Here is a 19,903-nt window from a genome sequence, read left to right on the forward strand (position 1 = left end):
CGACCGGGGCCTCCGTCCGTGCCGGGCCCGGTGAGCCGCTCCGGACGACGAGCGGCCCCGGAGGACGGTCCGGCCGGTGGCGCGCCGGTTCAGATGACCGGCGGGCGGCCGAGGCGGGTGAGCCTCCAGACCGTCCGCCACCGCATCGGGCGCCGCTCCCCGCCGGGCTTCCGCAGCCCCTCCGCGAACCCGCCGAACCAGGCCCTGAGGCCGCCGGCCGACCGCGTGCGCAGGAGCGTGAGCACGATCCAGACCCCCAGGTGCACGGGAATCAGCGCCAGGGGCAGCCTGCGGCGGGTGAGCCAGACCCGGTTGCGGGCGGTCACCCGGTAGTAGATGGCGTGCCGGGCGGGCGAGGTCTTGGGGTGCTGGAGGAGCAGCTCGGGCTCGTAGAGCACGGTCCAGCCGGCGTCGATGGCCCGCCAGGCGAGGTCGGTCTCCTCGTGCGCGAAGAAGAACTCGGCGGGCCAGTCCCCCGTCTCGGCGAGCATCGGCATGGACAGCGCGTGGCCGCCCCCGAGGAAGCCGGTGACGGGTCCGCCGCGCATCGGGTCCTTGGCCCCGATCCTCGGCACGTGGCGGCGCTGCGTCTCCCCGTGCTCGTCGGCGATGCGGAAGCCGACGATGCCGAGCCGCGGCCGGGCCGCGTACAGGTCGCGCACCTTGCGCAGCACGTCGGGGTCGACGAGGAGGCCGTCGTCGTCCAGTTCGACGACCACGTCCACGTCCCCGAACTCACGGAGCCGGCTCAGGCCGACGTTGCGGCCGCCGGGGCAGCCGAGGTTGTCGTCGAGTTCGATCGCGGTCACCTCGCCCGGCAGGCCGAGGCGTTCGGCGAACTCCGGCAGCGGGCAGCCGTTGCCGACGATCACGATCCTGGTGGGGGCCACGTCCTGCTTGGCCACGGAGGTGAGCAGCGCGTCGACCTCGACGGGCCGGTTGCCCATGGTCACCACGGCTACGGCGATCCGCGGCCCCTCCTCCGCCTGTGACACGACACCCACCCCATCCCGGCCGACAACTGTGCCGCGATGCTAGTCGTTCACCCGGACGACCCCTCAAGTACGCCCTCGGGTACGCCGCGCGTACGTCCCGGTCTGCGCCCATACATCCGGGACCGGGGGCCGGGAAGGCCACCGGCCCGCGCCTCGGGGCGCGGGCCGGGACAGCGGTGGGCCGCCCCGGTGGCGCGGGGGAGGGAACCACCGGGGCGGCGCTTCGGAGGGACGGCGGTCTCAGGCCGACGCGCCCACCGTGACGTCCGGCGAGCCGTCGGAGCGCACCTCGCCGTCCTCGTCGACGTCCGGCGGGACGGTCGACGGCGCGCCGGCGTGCAGGTCCTTCGTGCGCAGTATGGTGAAGCCGATGAGCGCGGCGACGAACCCGAGGGCCGCGCTCAGGGTCATGGCGCCGTGGAAGGCGCTCATGAACGCGTCCTGCCCGGCGGCCAGCACCTCGTCGTGCAACGGACCGGCGGCCTTGGCGACCGCGTCGAGGGAACCGGCGCTGATGCCGTGCGCGGCCTCCTCCGCGGCGCCGTTCCCCATCTGCCTGCCGACCTCGGAAGCGGTGAAGTCGTCGGCCACGCCGTGCTGGAAGTACGCGCCGACACCGGCGATGCCGACCGCGATGCCGACCTGCTGGAAGGTCTCGTTGACGCCGGAGGCGACACCGGCCCTGGCCGGTTCCGTGACGCCGATGGCCAGCGCCGCCCGGGCCGGGTTGAAGGCGCCCATGCCGAAGCCCGAGATGACCAGCGCCGGGACGAGCACGGTCCAGGACGAGTCGGCCTCGGTCAGGTTCAGGAAGAGGATGCCGACGGCCATGACCGCGGTCGAGCCGCCCAGCAGCAGCCGGAAGGGGACCTTGCCGATGAGCCCGCCGCCGAGCGCGCCGGCGACGAACATCGCGCCGGTCAGCGGCAGGAACCTGAGGCCCGTGCCCCAGGCGTCCACGTGCAGCATGTTCTCCAGGTAGCTGGTCTCGAAGAACACCGACGGCAGGGCTCCGGCGTTGCCGATCATGGCGACGAGGGAGATGCCCACGAAGGTGGGGCTGCGGAAGAACGCCGGGTCGATCAGGGCCCGCTCGCCCAGCCGGCGCTCGATGACCAGGAAGAGGACCAGGAAGAGCGCGCTGGCGGCGTACAGACCGAGCGTGGCGCCGCTGGTCCAGCCCTCCACGGGGCCGCGGACGGTGGCGAGGACCAGTGCCCCGAGCGCGATGCTGAAGGTGGCGAGACCGGACCAGTCGGTGGGGTGGGCCCGCTTGTCGAGCGACTCGCGGACGCGCAGCGCGCCAACGAGCAGGGTGAGCACGCCGACCGGCACGTTGATGTAGAAGATCCAGCGCCAGGACAGCGCGTCGATCAGCGCGCCGCCGATGAGCGGACCGGTGGCGACGGCGAGACCGACGGCGGCGCCGAACGCGGTGAAGGCGGTCGCCCGCTCCTTGCCGTGGAACTCGTGGCCGAGCATCGCCGGACCGACCGCGAACATGATGGCGGCGCCGAGGCCCTGGACGGCGCGGAACCAGCTCAGCTGCCCGGGTCCGTCGGCCAGACCGCAGGCCAGGGAGGCGACGGTGAAGACGGCGAAGCCGACCTGGAAGACCTTCCGGCGGCCGATCCGGTCGGCGAGCGAACCCGCCGCCACCAGGAAGACCGCCAGCGTGAGGGCGTAGGCGTCGAACACCCACTGGAGGTCGGCGAAGCTGCCGCCCAGGGAGCGGTGGATCTGCGGAAGCGCGATGGAGACCACGCTCAGATCGAGCATCAGCATGAACGAGCCCAACGCGACGATCCCGAGTGTCCACCACCTCGTGGGCGACGGAACGCGTTCTGCGGACATGCGAGAACCTTCCAATCAGCTGGATCCTCAGATGATGGAAATCTAGATAATCGGAAAGCCATGCGTCAACGTTCGTGACGTTCGGTAGCGGTCGACGGGCCGGCCGACGGCCGGCCCGCCCTTCCCGGGAGCACGGCCACCCACAGTGACGCCCCCGGGTACGACAGAAGCCCGCGAGACCGCCGAAACGGCGACGCGGACTTCCGCGAGAGGCGAGCGGGAAGCAGACGGAGAGTGGGCGGAGAGTGCGCGAGGAGCAGGCGAAGAACGGACGAAGAGCCGGCGAGGAGCGAACGGGGAATCCGCGAGAGCCCGGCGGAGAGCAGGCGAGGAGCCGGTGAGGAGCGAACAGGGAACCGGCGAGGAGGCGGGCGGGGAGCGCGCGTCAGTCGGAACAGACCGAGGCGGGCCAGCGGCCCGCCATCAGGACGCCGAGCATCTTGCGCAGCGCCTCGCGCTCGTCCTCCGCGAGCCCGCCGAAGAAGGCCGACTCGACCTCCGTGGCCACCCGGTCCGCCGTCGCGAGCGCCGCACGGCCGGACTCCGTGAGGATCAGGTTGTAGCGCCGCCGGTCGGCCGGATTGCGCCGGCGCTCGACATGCCCGTTGCGCTCCATCTCGTCGATCACCGTCACGACGGTGGTCGGGTCGAGGTTGAGCAGTCGGCTCAGGTCCTGCTGCGAGAGTTCGGGTCCGCCGGCCAGAGCGGCCAGCACGAAGAAGTCGCGGATGCGCATGCCCACCCCGGCCAGCGCCTTCTCCACGTCCTCCACCAGCACCAGCCCGGCCTTGTGGAGCAGGTAGCCGGGCCGCTCGGCGATGAGGAAGTCCTTCCGGGGGGACGCCCCGTGCCGCTCGGCGTTACCGCTGCGCGCCATGAGCCGACTCCTTCGATCGTGGCAGTCTCCACCATCGAAGATACAACGATCCCTCCATGGCGAACCCCTCCCCCTGACGGGATCACCACCATCACGGTCCGTCGGCCGACGACGGCGGCCACCCGGACGACGGTTTCCGTCCCCGATGAAACGGAACAGATCATTCTTCGAAAATCGGCAGGACCGGGCACTTGTTGATCGCACGGGGAATCCGGCATTCATGACGGATCGCGGGGACGGTGACCGCGGACCCGGTCGAGGCGATCGGCCGGGTCCAGGCCACAAGCTCGACCGCGGGGAACAGCCGGCCGTGGCCGCGGCCCGCGGGGCCTTCGAGGACGCGGGCCGGCCCAGGCGGAACCGGAACGCCTCGCCATGTCGTCGGCACTGGGATCGGGATCGGGGCATCCTGAGCGCGCTCGGACAGGACGACCCGTACGAGCGGACGGGCATGCGGAAGCCGTCCTCGTTCGCGGCCCCCGTGCCGATGCCGAACGGGCCGGCGGCGTGGGTCGGCATCGATCCGACGAAGCGGACGGCCGGTCATATGCCGGGCGCCTCGGGAGCGTTCGGGGCGATGCCCGCGCCCCTCTCGCTCCACCACGGGGTGGTCCCCGCCACTCGCAACCCGGACGAACCCGCCCCGGCCATCCAGCCAACCGGGGCGACCGTCGGTCGCACGGAGCCGCCACGTGCCACGTCACACCCGGAACAACCCGAAAGGCCAGGTCACAAGCCATGCGACCTGGCCCCTCATCGGAGCCGCCTTCGGGATGCGAACCCGAGACCTACGCATTACGAGCTGTCCGGGCTTGTTCCGTGGCGGTCCAGGGGTGCCTGACAGTCGACTCGTCTCGCAGGTCAGGCGACGTGCCGAACGTTCGTCGACGGGTGCAGACGACGCCGGATTCCACAGCAATCGAGACTGGAGTCGGGGCGTCGTGAGAGCACGGCGCCGGCCGGCCTTGCCGGTCAGCTACGGGGCGGGGATTTCCCTGATGAGGCGCGAGGTCCAGTCGCACCAGACCAGGCCGGGCAGGAAGGGGCCGCCGGCTTCGTCGATGTTGTCTTCGACGTACGGGATGGTCGCGTCACAGACTTCGAAGGCCTGGTCGAAGAATTCCGTGTTGTCAGGGCTGTTGTGGTAGCTCCAGCGCGGGTTGTAGGAAGCCTGCCGCTTGACGATCCGCGTGAACACGTGAGGACGGTCGGTGGTCTGCCCGTTGACGAGTTCCCGGGCGTGCTCGATGTCCCCGGGCTTGGTCAGCTTGATGACGAATTCCTCCCGCGTGATGTCGGTCATCACGAAGTACGCGGAGCTCTCGGCGGCGGCGTGGCCGGGCTGCTTGCCGAGGGTGTTGGCCTGGGTGGGCTGCGCCGTGGCGAAGGCCAGCACGCCGACGGCGGCCAGACCGGCCGCCCTGGTGAGCATGCGTCGCATGAGGGTTCTCTCCTTGGTTACGGGCGTCGTGCACGTCACGACTAGTGACCAAGTGGATTGAATCAGTAACATTGAGTAATCACGCCGAGGGCGCGCTCGACTTTGCCGCATATGCCTATGGCCTCATGCCGCCGCTGCCGCTTCGGGGCATCGCTACCGCCCTCGGCCACGCCTTGACCGGGCGGCGTCGGCGTACCGACCAGCGTGAGCAGACGGCCCACGACCGGGAAATGACCGTCCGCGGGGAGAAACACCGGCACGCCGAGGCTGTGGAAGTCATCCGCGCGCGGGCGCAGGTGGAGACGGCGCTGGTGCAGATCGAGGTCGCTCGCGAGGTCTGTTGTCTGATCTGCGATTTCCGGCATGAGCCGACTCGTGAAACCGTTGTCGCGCAGCCGCTCGAACGCGGCCCTGATGCCGTCGGGAACCTCCTCGGCGTCGGGCCACAGCTTGCGGGCGGTCGCGTACGACCGCCGTTCCTCGTAGGGCTTGCTCACCAGGAGGGCAGACGAGACGGGCACGTGCCGCTCTTCGAACAGTGCGCGTGGTCCGGTGGAGCTTCTACCACTCACTCGCCGGGCGAGAGCTGGAGTAGCTGAGTCTCATCCGCGGTGGGCGCGCGGGCGAAGAGAACCTCGGTCATGTGGTCGATCTCGTATCCGGCGTCGTAGAGGACCCGGAACCCTCCGCCCCGCCCGGCCGGGCCCGGGGCCGGGTCGACGATCCGGGTTTCTTCGAACGACCGTGCCGTGACCACGGGTCATCGCGACCAGCCCCTCGGCTTCCCATGCCTTGTAAGCCTTGTGAACCGTCTCACCGTCTCCTTGGAGCCTTCGCCCGCCTCTACGAGCTCCCGAATCTGCGGAAGCTGCTGGTCGGGCCCGATCTCGCCGCTCCTGATCAGCCCGGCGTACCGGTCGGCCAGTTCCCGCCACTTCGGAAGGTCCTCTTCGGGTTGCCTTCCAACTGTGGCCAGGGGCCCGGGACAGAGCGGGCCGAGGGCGGACCCGACCCTTGCCGTTCGGGACGGCTTGAGACCGAAAGGTCGCGTCTCCATATGCATGGAGATCCTGCGGCACACCCAGATCAGTCAGACGCGCCGCTACGTCAAGGGCCGCTCGCATCTCTCGAAGGACGTGATGCGCCGCAGGGGAGACACCTTCCTGCCCACCCCGGAACCTGTCCCCGAGCCCGCAACTGAGACTGGAGACCGCCGCGCGGCTCGCGCCCGCACCCGCCGTCGTATCCGGTAAAAGCAAAAGCCCCAGGTCACGGCGAGTGAGTCCTGGAGCTTCGCTGGAGCCGCCTTCGGGATTCGAACCCGAGACCTACGCATTACGAGTGCGTTGCTCTGGCCATCTGAGCTAAGGCGGCGCGCTGTCCGCACCCATGGTGCGATCAGCAACGTCGGTAAGTCTACACAGTTTCCGGGGGTGCTTCGCACACGCCCCGGGGCGGGTGCCGCGCGAGGGCCCCGCAGGGCTATGAGCAGCGTTTTCCCTTCTCGGGCGGGGTGCCCTGGAGGAGGTAGCGGTTGATCGTGGAGTCGATGCACTCGCTGCCGCGCCCGTACGCGGTATGACCGTCGCCGACATAGGTCAGGAGCGTCCCGGAGGAGAGCTGGGAGGCGAGGGACCGCGCCCAGGGGTACGGGGTCGCCGGGTCCCGGGTGGTGCCGACGACGAGGATCGGCGCCGCGCCCTTCGCCTCGATGCGGTGGGGCTCGCCGGTGTTCCCGACGGGCCAGTACGCGCAGTTGAGCGCGGCCCAGGCCAGTCCCTCGCCGAAGACGGGGGACGCCTTCTCGAAGTCGGGGAGCGACCGCTCCACCTGGCCCGGGCCGGAGAAGGCGGCCGGCAGGTCGAGGCAGTTCACGGCGGCGTTGGCGGACATCAGGTTCGCGTACCGGCCGTCGGCGTCCCGCTCGTAGTAGTTGTCGGAGAGGGCGAGCAGGCCCGTGCCGTCGTCGTCCCTCATCGCGGAGGTGAGCGCGTCACGGAGCTGCGGCCAGGCCGTCTCGTCGTACATCGCCGCGATCACCCCGGTCGTCGCGAGCGCCTCCCCGAGCTTGCGGCCGTCCGGGTCCCCCGTCGGGACGGGCTCCTTGTCCAGCTGCCGGAAGAACTCCTTCAGGTTCCTGCCCACCTCGTCCGGGCTGGAGCCCGCGTCGCCGAGGGGACAGCCGCTGTGCCGCACGCAGTCCTTCGCGAAGGACTGGAACGCCGTCTCGAACCCGGCCGTCTGCTCCTCGTTGAGCTTGCGCGCGGTCAGGGACGGATCCAGCGCGCCGTCCAGCACCAGCCGGCCCACCCGGTCCGGATAGAGCCCCGCGTACGTCGCCCCCAGGAACGTCCCGTACGACGCCCCCACGTACGTCAGCTTCTCGTCGCCCAGCACGGCCCGCAGGATGTCCATGTCACGGGCCGCCTCGACCGTGGAGACGTGCCGGAGCAGTTCGGGCGAGTGCGCGCCGCAGCCCTCGGCGAACTTCTTGAAGGCCTCGACGAGCCGGTCCGTCTCCCGTTCGTCGTCCGGCGTGGTGTCCGTCTGCGTGTACGCGTCCATCGCACGGCCGTTGAGGCATTCGACCGGTTCGCTGCGGGCCACGCCCCGCGGGTCGACCGCGACCATGTCGTAGCGGGCACGGACGTCCGCCGGATAGCCGATCCCTGCGTACGACTGGAGGTAGCCGACCGCGGAACCGCCCGGCCCGCCCGGATTGACCAGCAGCGAACCGAGCCGCTCGCCCGGCCCCGTGGCCTTCTTGCGGGAGACCGCCAGCCGGACGTCGCCCGAGCCGGGCTTCGCGTAGTCGAGCGGCGCCTTCATCGTGGCGCACTCGAAGCCGGGCACGCCGCAGTTGCGCCAGTTCAGCTTCTGCTCGTAGTACGGCGCCAGTGCCGACGGCGTGGCACTCGGCAGCGCGGTCAGCACCGCCTGGGTCGCCGCCGGCCTCGTGGAGCTCCCCGTCGTCGTGGAGCCCCCGGAGGAGCAGGCCGAGACGAGCAGCGCCGCGGCAACCAGCAGCACGCCGCTCGCACGGAGGGGTCGGGTCGGCCGTGTGGTGCGCCTCATGTGCATCCCGCGAGCGTAACCTTGCGCGATCAATCGATCACCTTCAGTCGCGTAAGCGGTTCGTACGAGTGACCCGGTCAACCGGCCACGGACGGGTCACCCCTGACCGGCCCCCACCGGTCGGGCCGCCCGGGCCCGACGGCGGGCGCGCGGGGATCAGCCCGCGCGGAGCGCCATCGTCATCGCTTCCACCGCCAGCAGCGGAGCGACGTTGCGGTCGAGTGCCTCGCGGCACGCGGCGATCGCGTCGATGCGGCGCAGGGTCGACTCCGGCGAACCGCCGCGGGCCAGCCGCTCCAGCACATCCTCCGCCTCCGCGTTGGCGATGGCCAGCCGGGAACCCAGCTGAAGGGCGAGGACGTCGCGGTAGAAGCCGGTGAGGTCGATCAGGGCCAGATCCAGGCTGTCGCGCTGCGTACGCGTTCTCCGGCGCTTCTGCCGGTCCTCCAGCTCCTTCATGACGCCCGCCGTGCCGCGCGGCATCCGGCCGCCCTGCGCGGCGCCGAGCGCCGCCTTCAGCTCCTCGGTCTCCTTGACGTCGACTTCCTCGGCGAGCTGCTTCGCGTCCTCAGAAGCCGTGTCGATCAGTTCCTGGGCCGCCTTGAGGCAGCCGCCGATGTCGTCGATCCGCAGCGGGAGCTTGAGGACGGCGGCCCGGCGCTGACGGGCGCTCGGGTCCGTCGCGAGGCGGCGGGCCCGCCCGATGTGGCCCTGCGTCGCGCGCGCGGCGGCCGCCGCGACCTCGGGCTCGACGCCGTCGCGGCGGACGAGGATGTCGGCCACGGCCTCGACCGGCGGGGTGCGCAGCGTGAGCAGTCGGCAGCGGGAGCGGATGGTGGGCAGCACGTCCTCGATGGACGGCGCGCACAGGAGCCAGACCGTGCGGGGAGCGGGCTCCTCGACGGCCTTCAGCAGGACGTTGCCCGCGCCTTCCGTGAGACGGTCCGCGTCCTCCAGGACGATGACCTGCCAGCGGCCGCCCGCCGGGGAGAGCTGGGCACGGCGGACCAGGTCACGGGTCTCCTTGACGCCGATGGAGAGCAGATCGGTGCGGACGATCTCCACATCGGCGTGGGTGCCGACCAGGCTCGTGTGACAGCCGTCGCAGAACCCGCAGCCGGGCATCCCGCCGAGCGCGCGGTCCGGGCTCACGCACTGCAACGCGGCCGCGAACGCGCGCGCGGCCGTGGAACGGCCCGACCCCGGCGGGCCCGTGAACAGCCAGGCGTGCGTCATCTTGGACGCCTCGGGGAGCGGGGCGGCCTCGGCGACCGCCGTGACGAGGGCGTCGGCGTCCCGGGCAGCGGCGGCGAGCTGCTCGCCCACCTTCTCCTGGCCCACCAGGTCGTCCCACACGGGCATGGGCTCCACCCCTCCGTCGCGCTTCGTCTCGCGTCGTCCATTGTGCGGGTCGCCACTGACAACCGGACACATCCGCCCGCTCACCGCCCCGGCTCCCCCTGACAGCCGGCGGTCGACAGCCGGTAACCGGCGCGCGTACGAGGGCCCCGCGCTCCGTACGTCAGCCGCAGCCGCGACCCACCCGGTCACCGTCCCGGAGCACGGCTCCCCCGGCCGTCAGCCGTCAGCCATCGGCCGGACTAGCGCCGCCGCCCGCCTCGGCCGCCGCCACGGCCCTCGTCCCGGTCGTCCTCGTCCTCGCGCGGGCCCAGCAGTTCGTCCGCCAGGGTCGGGAGGTCGTCGAGCGGGGTCTCCTCGGCCCAGTCGGGGCGGGGCCTGCGCCGCGGAGCGCCCGTCTCGTCCACCTGGGGCAGTTCCCGCGTGCGGTCGGAGGGGCCCTCGGGCCCCGGCGCCGGCCGCTCGTCGCGGAAGAAGCCCCGGGGCATCCGGTCCGTGGGGTCGCCGGACGGCCCGTCGGGACCGGTCCCCGCGTCCCCGCCCCGTACCGGAGGCAGGACGGCCGTCTCGTCGACCGCGCCCGCGTCCGCGTCCGCGTCCGGGGAGACGGACGGCAGCACCGCCGTCTCGTCCGGAACCGGCGGCTTGGGCAGCGTGGCCGTGTCCTCGACGTCGGAGCGGGTCCCCGGGCGGCCCTCACCCGGTCGCACGACCGGCGTGGGCACGGTCGACTCGTTGTCCGACGCGGAGGCCGGCACGGCCCATGAGGGTGTCGAGGCGGCGGGGGAAGCGGACGGAGACGGAGCTGCCGAGGGCGCCGGTGCCTCGTCGGCGTCGGATCCCGTCCCGGCACCGGCCCGCGCCCCCTTCGGGCCGCCCGGCTTCGGAGCCGTCCCGGCGCCCGACACCGCGGCCTCGGCCGAAGCCGCCGCGGCCGCCGAAGCGGCGGCGGCCTCCGCGGCGATCCGCCGGGCCTCCTCCGCCCGCAGCAGCGCCTCCTCGGCCTTCCGCTGCTTCTCCAGACGGCGCTCCTCGGCCTCGGCGCGCAGCCGCGCCTCCTCCTCGGCCTGCCTGCGCGCCCGCTCCTGCTCCTCGGCGCGCGCCTTCTCCTCGGCGAGGAGGCGGAGCCGCTCCTCCTCGGCGCGGCGGCGGGCCTCCTCGGCGCGCTGCCTGGCCTCCTCCGCCTGGCGCTCGGCCTCACGCCGCTGGGCCTCCTCCAGCTCGCGCTGCTTGCGCTCCTCCTCCTCGGCGCGCAGTTTCGCCAGCTGGGCCTGGCGCTCACGCTCCAGGCGCTCCTCCTCCGCCTTGCGCGCGGCCTCTTCCTCGGCCTTGCGCCGGGCTTCCTCCTCGGCCGCCCTGCGCGCCTCCTCCTGGGCCTTCACCTCGGCCTCGGACAGGGGCAGCATCACGTCGAGCCGGTGCCGTACGACCGTGGTGACGGCCTCGGGCTCCTGCGCGGCGTCGACGACCAGGTAGCGGCCCGGGTCGGCGGCGGCGAGCGTCAGGAAACCGGACCGCACGCGCGCGTGGAACTCGAGCGGCTCCGACTCCAGCCGGTCGGGCGCCTCGGTGAACCGCTCGCGGGCGGCTTCCGGCGACACGTCCAGGAGCACGGTCAGATGCGGTACGAGGCCGTCCGTCGCCCACCGGTTGATGCGGGCGATCTCCGTGGGGGACAGGTCGCGGCCCGCGCCCTGGTAGGCCACGGACGAGTCGATGTAGCGGTCGGAGATGACGATGGCGCCCCGCTCCAGCGCGGGACGTACGACCGTGTCGACGTGCTCCGCGCGGTCGGCGGCGTACAGCAGGGCCTCGGCGCGGTGCGAGAGGCCCGCGGACGACACGTCGAGGAGGATCGAGCGGAGCCGCTTGCCGACCGGTGTGGCGCCCGGCTCGCGGGTCACCACGACCTCGTGGCCCTTGGCCCGGATCCAGTCGGCGAGGGCCTGCGCCTGGGTGGACTTGCCGGCCCCGTCGCCGCCCTCCAGGGCGATGAAGAAGCCGCTCGTGGCGGACGTCTGCGCCGGGTCGTCGCCGCCGCGCAGCGCGTCCAGCAGGTCCTTGCGCAGCGGTACGCCGGAACGGTCGTCCACCTTGGCGAGCACCAGGGCGGCCACCGGCAGGAGGAGGGCGCCGACCAGCATCAGGGTGAAGGCGGCGCCGCCGTGCGCGAACACGAACTTGCCGCTCTGCAGGCGGTGCGGGCCGATCGCCGCGGCCACCAGCGGCGCCACGATCGCGCCGACCGCCACGAAGACCCGTACGACCGCGTGGAGGTGCTCGGTCGTGCGGGCCCGCCTGTGGTCCTCGGTCTCCTGGTCGAGCAGCGCGTGCCCGGTGTTGGCGGCGACGCCCGCGCCCACCCCGGCGAAGGCGACGATCAGCAGCACGGTGGTGACGTCCGGGACGAGGCCGGAGGCCAGCAGCGCGATCCCGGTGAAGGCGATCGCGAGCGCGAGCAGCCTGCGCCGCGACAGCGACGGGAGCAGGGAGGGGGCCGTGCGGATGCCGACGACGACGCCGCCGGTCAGCGCCAGCACCAGCAGCCCGTACGTCACCGGGCCGCCGCCCAGGTCGATGGCGTCCAGCACGGAGACGGCGACGGCGGCCGAGATCGCCCCGGCGACGGCGGCGCAGGCCGGCACCAGGAGCGGAATCGCGCCGGTGCGGCCCCTGTCGCCGCCGGTGGCCGACTTCGGACGGCGCAGTCCTTCGAGCGGCGACCGCGCGCGCGGGGTGCGGGCGTCGGGCAGTTCGAGGAAGGCCATGACCGACAGGGAGGCCGCGAACAGTCCGGCCGCCACGTACGAGGCCAGCGCCACCTGGTGCAGGTGGAACCAGTCGATCCCGGCGCCCAGCATGTTGCTGACGAGGGAGACGGCGACCAGGGTGAGGGCCGCGAGCGGCACCGCGACGAACGCGGTGCGCAGGGACAGCCTCCGCAGCGCGTCCATGTGGTCCGGCAGCGGGCGCACGGTGGCGCCCTCCAGCGGCGGCGCGGGCAGCAGCGCGGGCGCCGCGCTCTCCCGGCACACCGTCCAGAACCGCTCGGCGACTCCGGACACGAAGACGATGACCAGGAGCACGGCGAGCGCGTTGTCCGGGGTCCAGTCGATGAACAGGGGCGCGACGATGAGGAGCGCGGCCCGCAGGCCGTCGGCCACGAGCATGGTCCAGCGCCGGTCGAGGGGCCCGTCGGGCGAGGTGAGCGACGTCAGGGGCCCCAGGAGCACGGCTCCGAAGAGCAGCGTCGCGAGGACGCGCGTCCCGAAGACGGCCGCCACGGCGAGGGCGGCCCCGCGGGCGCCTCCCCCGAAGGAACCCTCGGAGACCGCCGCCTGGAGGGCGAGCACGACCAGGACGAGCAGCGCCAGGACGTCCGCGACACCTCCCACGAGGTGTGCGCTCCACAACCGCTTCAGCTGCGGCTGCCGCAGCAGCGCGCGGACGGCACGCTCGCGCGAATCCGCGACCAGGGCTTCGTCGGGGGCCCAGTTCTGGGCCGTTGGCTGCTCGGCTCGCGTCATCCCGCCAGCCTATCCGGACCCGCTGACTCCCCGGAGGGGTGCCCGAACAAACGGACGCCCCCACACCAAATGGTGTAGGGGCTTCCGCTCTTCGGCGGGATCCGGCGGGTGGCTCAGCCTTCCGAGGCCGCCGTCTTCTTCGCGGCGGTCTTCTTGGCGGGCGCCTTCTTGGCGGCCGTCGTCTTCGAAGCCGTCGTCTTCTTCGCGGCGGTCTTCTTGGCCGGTGCCTTCTTGGCGGGCGCCTTCTTCGCGGTCTTCTTGGCCGGGCCCTTGGCCCGCTTCTCGGCGAGCAGCTCGTAGCCGCGCTCCGGAGTGATGTCCTCGACGCTGTCGCCGGAGCGCAGGGTCGCGTTGGTCTCGCCGTCGGTGACGTACGGGCCGAAGCGGCCGTCCTTGACCACCACCGGCTTCTCGCTGACCGGGTCGGTGCCCAGTTCCTTCAGCGGCGGCTTGGCGGCCGCGCGGCCCCGCTGCTTGGGCTGGGAGTAGATCGCCAGCGCCTCTTCCAGCGTGATGGTGAAGAGCTGGTCCTCGGTGGTCAGCGACCGGGAGTCCGTGCCCTTCTTCAGGTACGGGCCGTAGCGCCCGTTCTGCGCGGTGATCTCGACGCCTTCGGCGTCAGCGCCGACGACACGCGGGAGCGACATGAGCCGGAGGGCGTCCTCCAGGGTCACCGTGTCGAGCGACATCGTCTTGAAGAGCGAAGCCGTACGCGGCTTGACGGCGTTCTTGCCGGTCTTCGGGGTGCCCTCGGGGAGCACCTCGGTGACGTAGGGGCCGTAACGGCCGGCCTTGGCGACGATCTGGTGGCCCGTCTGCGGGTCGGCGCCGAGCTCGAAGTCACCGCTCGGCTTGGCGAGCAGTTCCTCGGCGAGGTCGAGCGTCAGCTCGTCGGGCGCCAGGTCCTCGGGGACGTCGGCGCGCTGGTGGTTCTCGGCGTCCTTCTCCCCGCGCTCCACGTACGGGCCGTAGCGGCCGACGCGCAGCACGATGCCGTTGCCGACCGGGAACGAGGACACCTCGCGGGCGTCGATGGCGCCCAGGTCGGTGACGAGCTCCTTGAGGCCGCCCAGGTGGTCGCCGTCGCCGTTGCCCGCGTCGGCGGCGCCGGTCGCGTCGCCCTCGCCGAAGTAGAAGCGCTTGAGCCACGGCACGGCCTGCGCCTCACCGCGGGCGATGCGGTCGAGGTCGTCCTCCATCTTGGCGGTGAAGTCGTAGTCGACGAGCCGCCCGAAGTGCTTCTCCAGGAGGTTGACCACGGCGAACGACAGGAAGGAGGGCACCAGGGCCGTCCCCTTCTTGAAGACGTAACCGCGGTCGAGGATCGTGCCGATGATCGACGCGTACGTCGACGGCCGGCCGATCTCGCGCTCTTCGAGCTCCTTGACCAGGGATGCCTCGGTGTAGCGGGCCGGCGGCTTGGTGGCGTGGCCGTCGACCGTGATCTCCTCGGCGGACAGCGGGTCGCCCTCGGCGACCTGCGGCAGCCGCCGCTCACGGTCGTCGAGCTCGGCGTTCGGGTCGTCGGCGCCCTCGACGTAGGCCTTCAGGAAGCCGTGGAAGGTGATCGTCTTGCCGGACGCGCTGAACTCGGCGTCCCGGCCGTCGGCGGACGTGCCGGCGATCTTCACGGTGACGGAGTTGCCGACCGCGTCCTTCATCTGGGAGGCGACGGTGCGCTTCCAGATCAGCTCGTACAGCTTGAACTGGTCGCCGGTCAGTCCCGTCTCGGCGGGGGTGCGGAAACGATCACCCGAGGGACGGATCGCCTCGTGCGCCTCCTGCGCGTTCTTGACCTTCCCGGCGTACGTACGCGGCTGCGCCGGCAGGTAGTCGGCGCCGTAGAGCTGGGTGACCTGGGCGCGGGCGGCGGCGACGGCCGTGTCCGACAGGGTCGTGGAGTCCGTACGCATGTAGGTGATGAAGCCGTTCTCGTACAGCTTCTGCGCCACCTGCATGGTCGCCTTCGCGCCGAAACCGAGCTTGCGCGAGGCCTCCTGCTGGAGCGTCGTCGTACGGAACGGCGCGTACGGCGAGCGGCGGTAGGGCTTGGACTCGACCGAGCGGACGGCGAAGTCCGTGTCCTGGAGCGCGGCGGCGAGCGCGCGGGCGTTCGTCTCGTCCAGGTGGAGCGTGTTCGCGCCCTTGATCTGGCCGAGCGAGTCGAAGTCGCGGCCCTGGGCGACGCGCTTGCCGTCGACCGAGGTCAGACGGGCGACGAGGCTGGACGGGTCGCTCGCGTCACCGGTGCGGCCGGTGCCGAAGGTGCCGGTCAGGTCCCAGTACTCGGCGGAACGGAAGGCGATGCGCTCGCGCTCCCGCTCGACGACGAGCCGGGTCGCCACGGACTGGACGCGGCCCGCCGACAGGCGCGGCATGACCTTCTTCCACAGGACCGGCGAGACCTCGTAGCCGTAGAGACGGTCGAGGATGCGGCGGGTCTCCTGCGCGTCGACCATGCGCTTGTTCAGCTCGCGCGGGTTGGCGACGGCGCTGCGGATCGCGTCCTTGGTGATCTCGTGGAAGACCATCCGGTGGACGGGGACCTTGGGCTTCAGGACCTCCAGGAGGTGCCACGCGATGGCCTCGCCCTCGCGGTCCTCATCGGTGGCGAGGAAGAGCTCGTCGGAGTCCTTCAGCAGGTCCTTGAGCTTCTTGACCTGGGCCTTCTTATCGGCGTTGACCACATAGATCGGCTGGAAGTCGTGTTCGACGTCCACACCGAGGCGGCGGACCTCACCGGTGTACTTCTCCGGCACCTCCGCGGCGCCGTTGGGGAGGTCGCGGATGTGCCCGACGCTCGCTTCGACGACATAGCCGGGGCCGAGGTAGCCCTTGATCGTCTTCGCCTTGGCAGGCGACTCGACGATGACGAGTCGGCGGCCGCCGTGTGCGGTGTCGCTGGTCGGGGACAACTTCGCTCTTCTCTCCGGTCGACGCGGAATCACCCCGGGGGGCTCGGCTCCCGGGGGGTCGGGTCTTGCTGACGCTGCGGAGTGTGACGGTACATCCCGCCCCCGTGTCAAACGGGAAAAGCCCGCAACGGCCACTCGAACGGTAACCCGACTACCGCCATTCCTGCCGCCCGGAGTGTCGACCTGCCCTTCCGGCCCTATCCGGAGGGTAACTTCCCATTTACCGGGGCCCTCACCCTCGCGCGCGGTCTCACAGGCGCGTGAAGCACCACACTCCGAGCAGCAGCGCCCCGCTTCCGGCGACACCCGCGAGGGCCGCCGATGCGACGCGGTTCACACCGTGGGCGACCGGCGCGCCCTGCCGCACCCGGACCATCGTCCAGGCCAGGATCCCGCCACCGAACAGGGCGAACACCGTCCCCGCGAAGATCGCCGGCCCGCTTTCCATGGCTCTGTCCTTTCACCCGGGTCCCCCGGCTCGCGAGACTGACACGCCCCGGCAGCCGGCGTACGAACCCACGGTGAACACCGGGCAACCGGTGCCCCAGGGGGCTCCCGCACCCCGCCCGGCTCACGGTCCACCCCGCCGTCCCCGGCCCGCCGACACGGCGCCGCACGCTCCCGACTGTGGCGAATCCGTCGTTCCCCTCCTCCTCCCGCCGATCGCTCGGCGGCCGCCGTCCCACGCCCGCGTACCGCCCGGTCCCGTCGCCGCCGCCCGCCGCACGCAGGGTTCTCCCGCGCCCGGTCCTCTTCCCTCACCTTCTTTCCACGGAATATCTCCCGCGGCTCGAGTACGCGCCCCTCTCCGTTCGCCTATCCATATCCGTCATGCGGCTCGGTCATTCATATCGGCCATCCATATGCGGGTCTCGCGAATACCGCGAGTAACCATCGACGACGGCCACGGCGCCGAAGAGGGTCGTGCATATTGGCCGGTTTCCCCTCCCGCCGAACGCTGCCGAACGGATCCCGCTCCCGACCCGAACCGGACCAGACCCACGGGACCCACCCGGACAGGTCGAGCACTCGCCGGCCGGCGGGGCCCGTCCGGACGGGGACAGGAAGACGCCGACCCATGGAACCCGCCCGGGCAGGGGCGAGCGGGCGCTCGTCGGCGGGGCCCGCCCCGCCCCGTCCCGCACAGCGGGCGCGGGGAAAGCCGCCCGTCTCCTCGCGCCTCTCCCCACGGGGCCGGACCGGCCGACCGGCCCCGCCGAGCGGGCGCGACCGCTTACTCGACCGGTTCCAGGAATCCCTGCTCGACCAGCAGGCGGATCTGCGCGGGCGTCCGGTCCCGCAGCAACACCGGATCCTCGCCGACCAGTTGCGCGATGGCATCGAGGATCCGCCCCGCGCTCAGCGTGCCGTCGCACACGCCGGCAAAGCCCGCACCCACCGTGTCCACCTTGGTGGCACGGCGCATTCCCCGGTGCTGACGCAGCACCACATGCTCCGGATCCTCGGCGCCTGGCAGTCCGACCTGCTCCTGCACGACCTCCGCCACCAGTCTGAAGTGACCGGCGAGCAGCCCCGCGTCGTCGTTCCGTCTCAGGTAGTCGACCCGGTCGAAGTGCTCACGCACGGCATCGCCGAGCGGCTGCTCGACGGAGTGCGGCCACTCCTCGACCGTGATCGAGGGCTCGGCCGCCGCCGTCCGGCGAAGGGTGATCCATCCGAAGCCGACGGCCTTCACCTTGCGGGCCTCGAACTCGTCGAGCCACGCGTCGTAGCGCGCCTGGTAGTCGGCCGGGTCCGTCCGGTGGTCGCCCGAGTCGCGCAGCCACAGCTCCGCGTACTGCGTGACGTCCTGCACCTCGCGCTGCACGATCCACGCGTCGCAGCCGCGCGGCACCCAGGAACGCAGCCGGTCCTGCCAGTCCTCCCCCTCCACGTGCTGCCAGTTGGCCAGGAACTGGGCGTACCCCCCTTCGTTCAGCCGGTCCCCCGCCTCCTGAACGAGCGTGCGGCACAGATCGTCCCCGCCCATTCCGCCGTCGCGGTACGTCAGCCGGGCGCCCGGCGAGATCACGAAGGGCGGGTTCGAGACGATCAGGTCGTACGTCTCGTCGGCGCGGACCGGCTCGAAGAGGGAGCCCTGGCGCAGGTCGGCGGCCGGGGCGCCGGAGAGCGCGAGGGTGAGTGCGGTGATGTGCAGGGCGCGGGGGTTCAGATCGGTCGCCGTCACGCGCGTGGCGTGCTGCGCGACGTGCAGGGCCTGGATCCCGGAGCCGGTGCCGAGGTCGAGCGCGGAGTCGACGGGCCCGCGCACGGTGATGCCGGCGAGGGTCGTGGAGGCACCTCCCACGCCGAGGACGACGCCTTCCTCCCGGCTGCCGATGCCGCCCGCGCCCCCGACGGCGCATCCGAGGTCGGACACGATGAACCAGTCCTCGCCACCGGGCCCGCCGTAGGGCCTGATGTCGACGCTCGCCGCGACCTCGTCCCCGCCCGTCCGGGCCAGCCAGCCGCTTTCCAGTGCGTCCTCGACGGGCAGCACGTCCACCACGCGCGTGTACGGCACGGGCTGCTGCAGCAGGAACAACCGGACGAGCGTCTCCAGCGGTGTGTCGCCGCGGGTCGCCCGGAGGGCGGGCACGGTCTCACTGCGTGCCAGCGCCGCGTACGCGGGGGCGCCGAGCAGATCGAGGAGACCGTCCGCGGTGAAGGAGGCGTCGAGGAGCGCGCTCCGCAGGCGGGCGGCGATGTCGGTGCGATCGGACGAGGGCAACGGTGACAGGCTGGTGTGACTCACGCCTCCCATTGTGTCCGCTATCGCCCAGGGGCACCCACCCCTGTGGACAGAGCCTCACCTGTGGACAACGGGCTCGGCACCCGCGGCACAGGACCGGCCGGGCCGACACGGACAGGCCGGCGCGGACAGACCCGAAGCCCGGCGCAGCCGGCACGGCCGCAGGCCCAGAACCCCGCACGGGGCCGGCGCGGGCGCAAGCCCGGAGCCCGGCGCGCCCACGTGCCGGGCTCTTCCTCGGCCCGCGGACCCCTTCGGCCCGCGGACCTTCTCAGCCGTTGACCGCCGCCGGGGACCCGGCCGCCGACTTGCAGCTCTGCTGCTGCGCCATCGCCTGGCCCACCTCGCCCTCCTCCAGCTTCTTCAGGGCGTCGTTCCCGCTCTGGCTCAGTTTGCCGAGCTGGGTCGCGATGCCCTTGAGGCCCTCGGCGAACTTGGCCTGGTCCTTGGTGTCGAGCTTGGCGACCTGCGTCTTCAGGGCGGCGTACGACGCGGAGATGTCGTTGAGCTCCTTGACCGCGTTGGCCTGCTTCGTCTTGCCGTCCTCGACGTCCGGCGGTCCCACGTTGTCGACGGCGGCGCCGATCGCCTTGTACGCGTCGGACATGTCCTGGAAGGCCTGCGCGTCGGTCTTCTGGACGGCCTCCGGCGTGCTGTTGTCCGAGGTCTGCTTCTGGATCGCGGCGTTCGCTTCCTCGATCTTCTGCGCCTGCGGCTTCACCGCGTCGCAGACCTGCTTGGCCCAGGAGTCCAGCTTGTCGTTGCCGCTGTCCTCGCTGCTGCCGCATCCCGACAGCGCGAGCACCAGTACCGCACCGCCGGACAGTGCGGCCGCGAGCTTCTTGTTCACCGGTTTGGTCCCTTCCATGGCTCTCGGCCCCGGAACATACACGCCATGTGGGCGACACCCACATGGCCAATGTCCACTAAGGAAGCTATTGAAGCCATTTGCACCAAGCGAGAGAAGGCTCACGACGACGGCGTGAAACATACGCGGGGCGGGGGCCCCGCCCCGCCAAACCCCCCCCGCGCCCCCCCCGGGGGACAAACCCCCCGGACGGCCCGGAAAACGGAACCGAACGGGGGGGAAAACCCACCCCCAAGAAAA

At 71.9% G+C, this 19,903-nt stretch carries 12 protein-coding genes, 1 tRNA gene and 3 pseudogenes; 2 read left to right on the top strand and 14 right to left on the bottom strand.

Annotation, left to right across the window (positions count from 1 at the left end; all coding sequences use genetic code 11):
- Positions 1-89: 89 nt before the first annotated feature.
- The 3 genes from ACFW6B_RS05700 to ACFW6B_RS05710 form a co-directional block, all read right to left on the bottom strand.
- Entirely contained in the window at positions 90-1,004 is a 915-nt protein-coding gene (locus tag ACFW6B_RS05700) for a glycosyltransferase family 2 protein (protein WP_386592356.1), read from the bottom strand.
- A gap of 231 nt (positions 1,005-1,235) precedes the next feature.
- Complete coding sequence (locus tag ACFW6B_RS05705) at positions 1,236-2,849, bottom strand: MFS transporter (protein ID WP_386592358.1); 1,614 nt, start codon at positions 2,847-2,849, stop codon at positions 1,236-1,238.
- Positions 2,850-3,234: 385 nt separating this feature from the next.
- On the bottom strand, positions 3,235-3,726 hold the full coding sequence (locus ACFW6B_RS05710) for a MarR family winged helix-turn-helix transcriptional regulator (protein ID WP_386592360.1): 492 nt from the start codon (positions 3,724-3,726) through the stop codon (positions 3,235-3,237).
- 547 nt (positions 3,727-4,273) lie between these two features.
- On the opposite strand from ACFW6B_RS05710, the gene ACFW6B_RS05715 reads away from it, so the two are divergent.
- Positions 4,274-4,567, top strand: a complete 294-nt coding sequence (locus ACFW6B_RS05715) for a hypothetical protein (RefSeq protein WP_386592706.1) — start codon at positions 4,274-4,276, stop codon at positions 4,565-4,567.
- Positions 4,568-4,702: 135 nt separating this feature from the next.
- Here ACFW6B_RS05715 and ACFW6B_RS05720 read toward each other — a convergent pair whose 3' ends face one another.
- The 3 genes and pseudogenes from ACFW6B_RS05720 to ACFW6B_RS05730 form a co-directional block, all read right to left on the bottom strand.
- Positions 4,703-5,167 carry a calmodulin-binding protein gene (locus ACFW6B_RS05720; protein ID WP_386592362.1) on the bottom strand — a complete coding sequence of 155 codons (465 nt, stop codon included), beginning with the start codon at positions 5,165-5,167 and terminating at the stop codon, positions 4,703-4,705.
- Positions 5,168-5,523: 356 nt separating this feature from the next.
- Positions 5,524-5,742: pseudogene (locus tag ACFW6B_RS05725) on the bottom strand (YdcF family protein); the annotation flags it as partial.
- Positions 5,739-6,143: pseudogene (locus ACFW6B_RS05730) on the bottom strand (GntR family transcriptional regulator); the annotation flags it as partial. The pseudogenes ACFW6B_RS05725 and ACFW6B_RS05730, both read right to left, overlap by 4 nt.
- A gap of 85 nt (positions 6,144-6,228) precedes the next feature.
- Between ACFW6B_RS05730 and ACFW6B_RS05735 the strand changes: the two are divergent.
- A pseudogene (locus ACFW6B_RS05735) lies at positions 6,229-6,420 on the top strand (integrase); the annotation flags it as partial.
- A 44-nt stretch (positions 6,421-6,464) separates the two neighbouring features.
- Here the strand turns inward: ACFW6B_RS05735 and ACFW6B_RS05740 are convergent.
- From ACFW6B_RS05740 to ACFW6B_RS05775, 8 genes are all read right to left on the bottom strand, one after another.
- Positions 6,465-6,541: transfer RNA gene (locus tag ACFW6B_RS05740), tRNA-Thr, on the bottom strand.
- Positions 6,542-6,649: 108 nt separating this feature from the next.
- Entirely contained in the window at positions 6,650-8,248 is a 1,599-nt protein-coding gene (locus ACFW6B_RS05745; RefSeq protein ID WP_386592364.1) for an alpha/beta hydrolase, read from the bottom strand.
- 150 nt (positions 8,249-8,398) lie between these two features.
- Positions 8,399-9,604, bottom strand: a complete 1,206-nt coding sequence (locus tag ACFW6B_RS05750; RefSeq protein ID WP_386592366.1) for a DNA polymerase III subunit delta' — start codon at positions 9,602-9,604, stop codon at positions 8,399-8,401.
- A 239-nt stretch (positions 9,605-9,843) separates the two neighbouring features.
- Entirely contained in the window at positions 9,844-13,128 is a 3,285-nt protein-coding gene (tmk, locus tag ACFW6B_RS05755; protein WP_386592368.1) for a dTMP kinase, read from the bottom strand.
- A gap of 113 nt (positions 13,129-13,241) precedes the next feature.
- On the bottom strand, positions 13,242-16,043 hold the full coding sequence (gene topA / locus ACFW6B_RS05760) for a type I DNA topoisomerase (protein ID WP_386592370.1): 2,802 nt from the start codon (positions 16,041-16,043) through the stop codon (positions 13,242-13,244).
- 250 nt (positions 16,044-16,293) lie between these two features.
- On the bottom strand, positions 16,294-16,491 hold the full coding sequence (locus tag ACFW6B_RS05765; protein ID WP_386592372.1) for a hypothetical protein: 198 nt from the start codon (positions 16,489-16,491) through the stop codon (positions 16,294-16,296).
- 786 nt (positions 16,492-17,277) lie between these two features.
- Positions 17,278-18,807: a methyltransferase gene (locus tag ACFW6B_RS05770; RefSeq protein WP_386592375.1), complete on the bottom strand. Its 1,530-nt coding sequence runs from the start codon at positions 18,805-18,807 to the stop codon at positions 17,278-17,280.
- Between the two features lie 259 nt (positions 18,808-19,066).
- Positions 19,067-19,663 carry a small secreted protein gene (locus ACFW6B_RS05775; protein ID WP_386592377.1) on the bottom strand — a complete coding sequence of 199 codons (597 nt, stop codon included), beginning with the start codon at positions 19,661-19,663 and terminating at the stop codon, positions 19,067-19,069.
- Between the last annotated feature and the right edge of the window lie 240 nt (positions 19,664-19,903).

Origin of the sequence: Streptomyces sp. NPDC058751 (assembly GCF_042746485.1) — a bacterium.
In the GTDB taxonomy this organism is placed as follows: Bacteria; Actinomycetota; Actinomycetes; order Streptomycetales; family Streptomycetaceae; genus Streptomyces.

Coding starts and splice junctions, on each gene's coding strand:
- ACFW6B_RS05705 (WP_386592358.1), bottom strand. CDS start 2,849: ATGTCCGCAGAACGCGTTCCGTCGCCCACGAGGTGGTGGACACTCGGG.
- ACFW6B_RS05710 (WP_386592360.1), bottom strand. CDS start 3,726: ATGGCGCGCAGCGGTAACGCCGAGCGGCACGGGGCGTCCCCCCGGAAG.
- ACFW6B_RS05715 (WP_386592706.1), top strand. CDS start 4,274: ATGCCGGGCGCCTCGGGAGCGTTCGGGGCGATGCCCGCGCCCCTCTCG.
- ACFW6B_RS05720 (WP_386592362.1), bottom strand. CDS start 5,167: ATGCGACGCATGCTCACCAGGGCGGCCGGTCTGGCCGCCGTCGGCGTG.
- ACFW6B_RS05745 (WP_386592364.1), bottom strand. CDS start 8,248: ATGCACATGAGGCGCACCACACGGCCGACCCGACCCCTCCGTGCGAGC.
- ACFW6B_RS05750 (WP_386592366.1), bottom strand. CDS start 9,604: ATGCCCGTGTGGGACGACCTGGTGGGCCAGGAGAAGGTGGGCGAGCAG.
- tmk (WP_386592368.1), bottom strand. CDS start 13,128: ATGACGCGAGCCGAGCAGCCAACGGCCCAGAACTGGGCCCCCGACGAA.
- ACFW6B_RS05765 (WP_386592372.1), bottom strand. CDS start 16,491: ATGGAAAGCGGGCCGGCGATCTTCGCGGGGACGGTGTTCGCCCTGTTC.
- ACFW6B_RS05770 (WP_386592375.1), bottom strand. CDS start 18,807: ATGGGAGGCGTGAGTCACACCAGCCTGTCACCGTTGCCCTCGTCCGAT.
- ACFW6B_RS05775 (WP_386592377.1), bottom strand. CDS start 19,663: ATGGAAGGGACCAAACCGGTGAACAAGAAGCTCGCGGCCGCACTGTCC.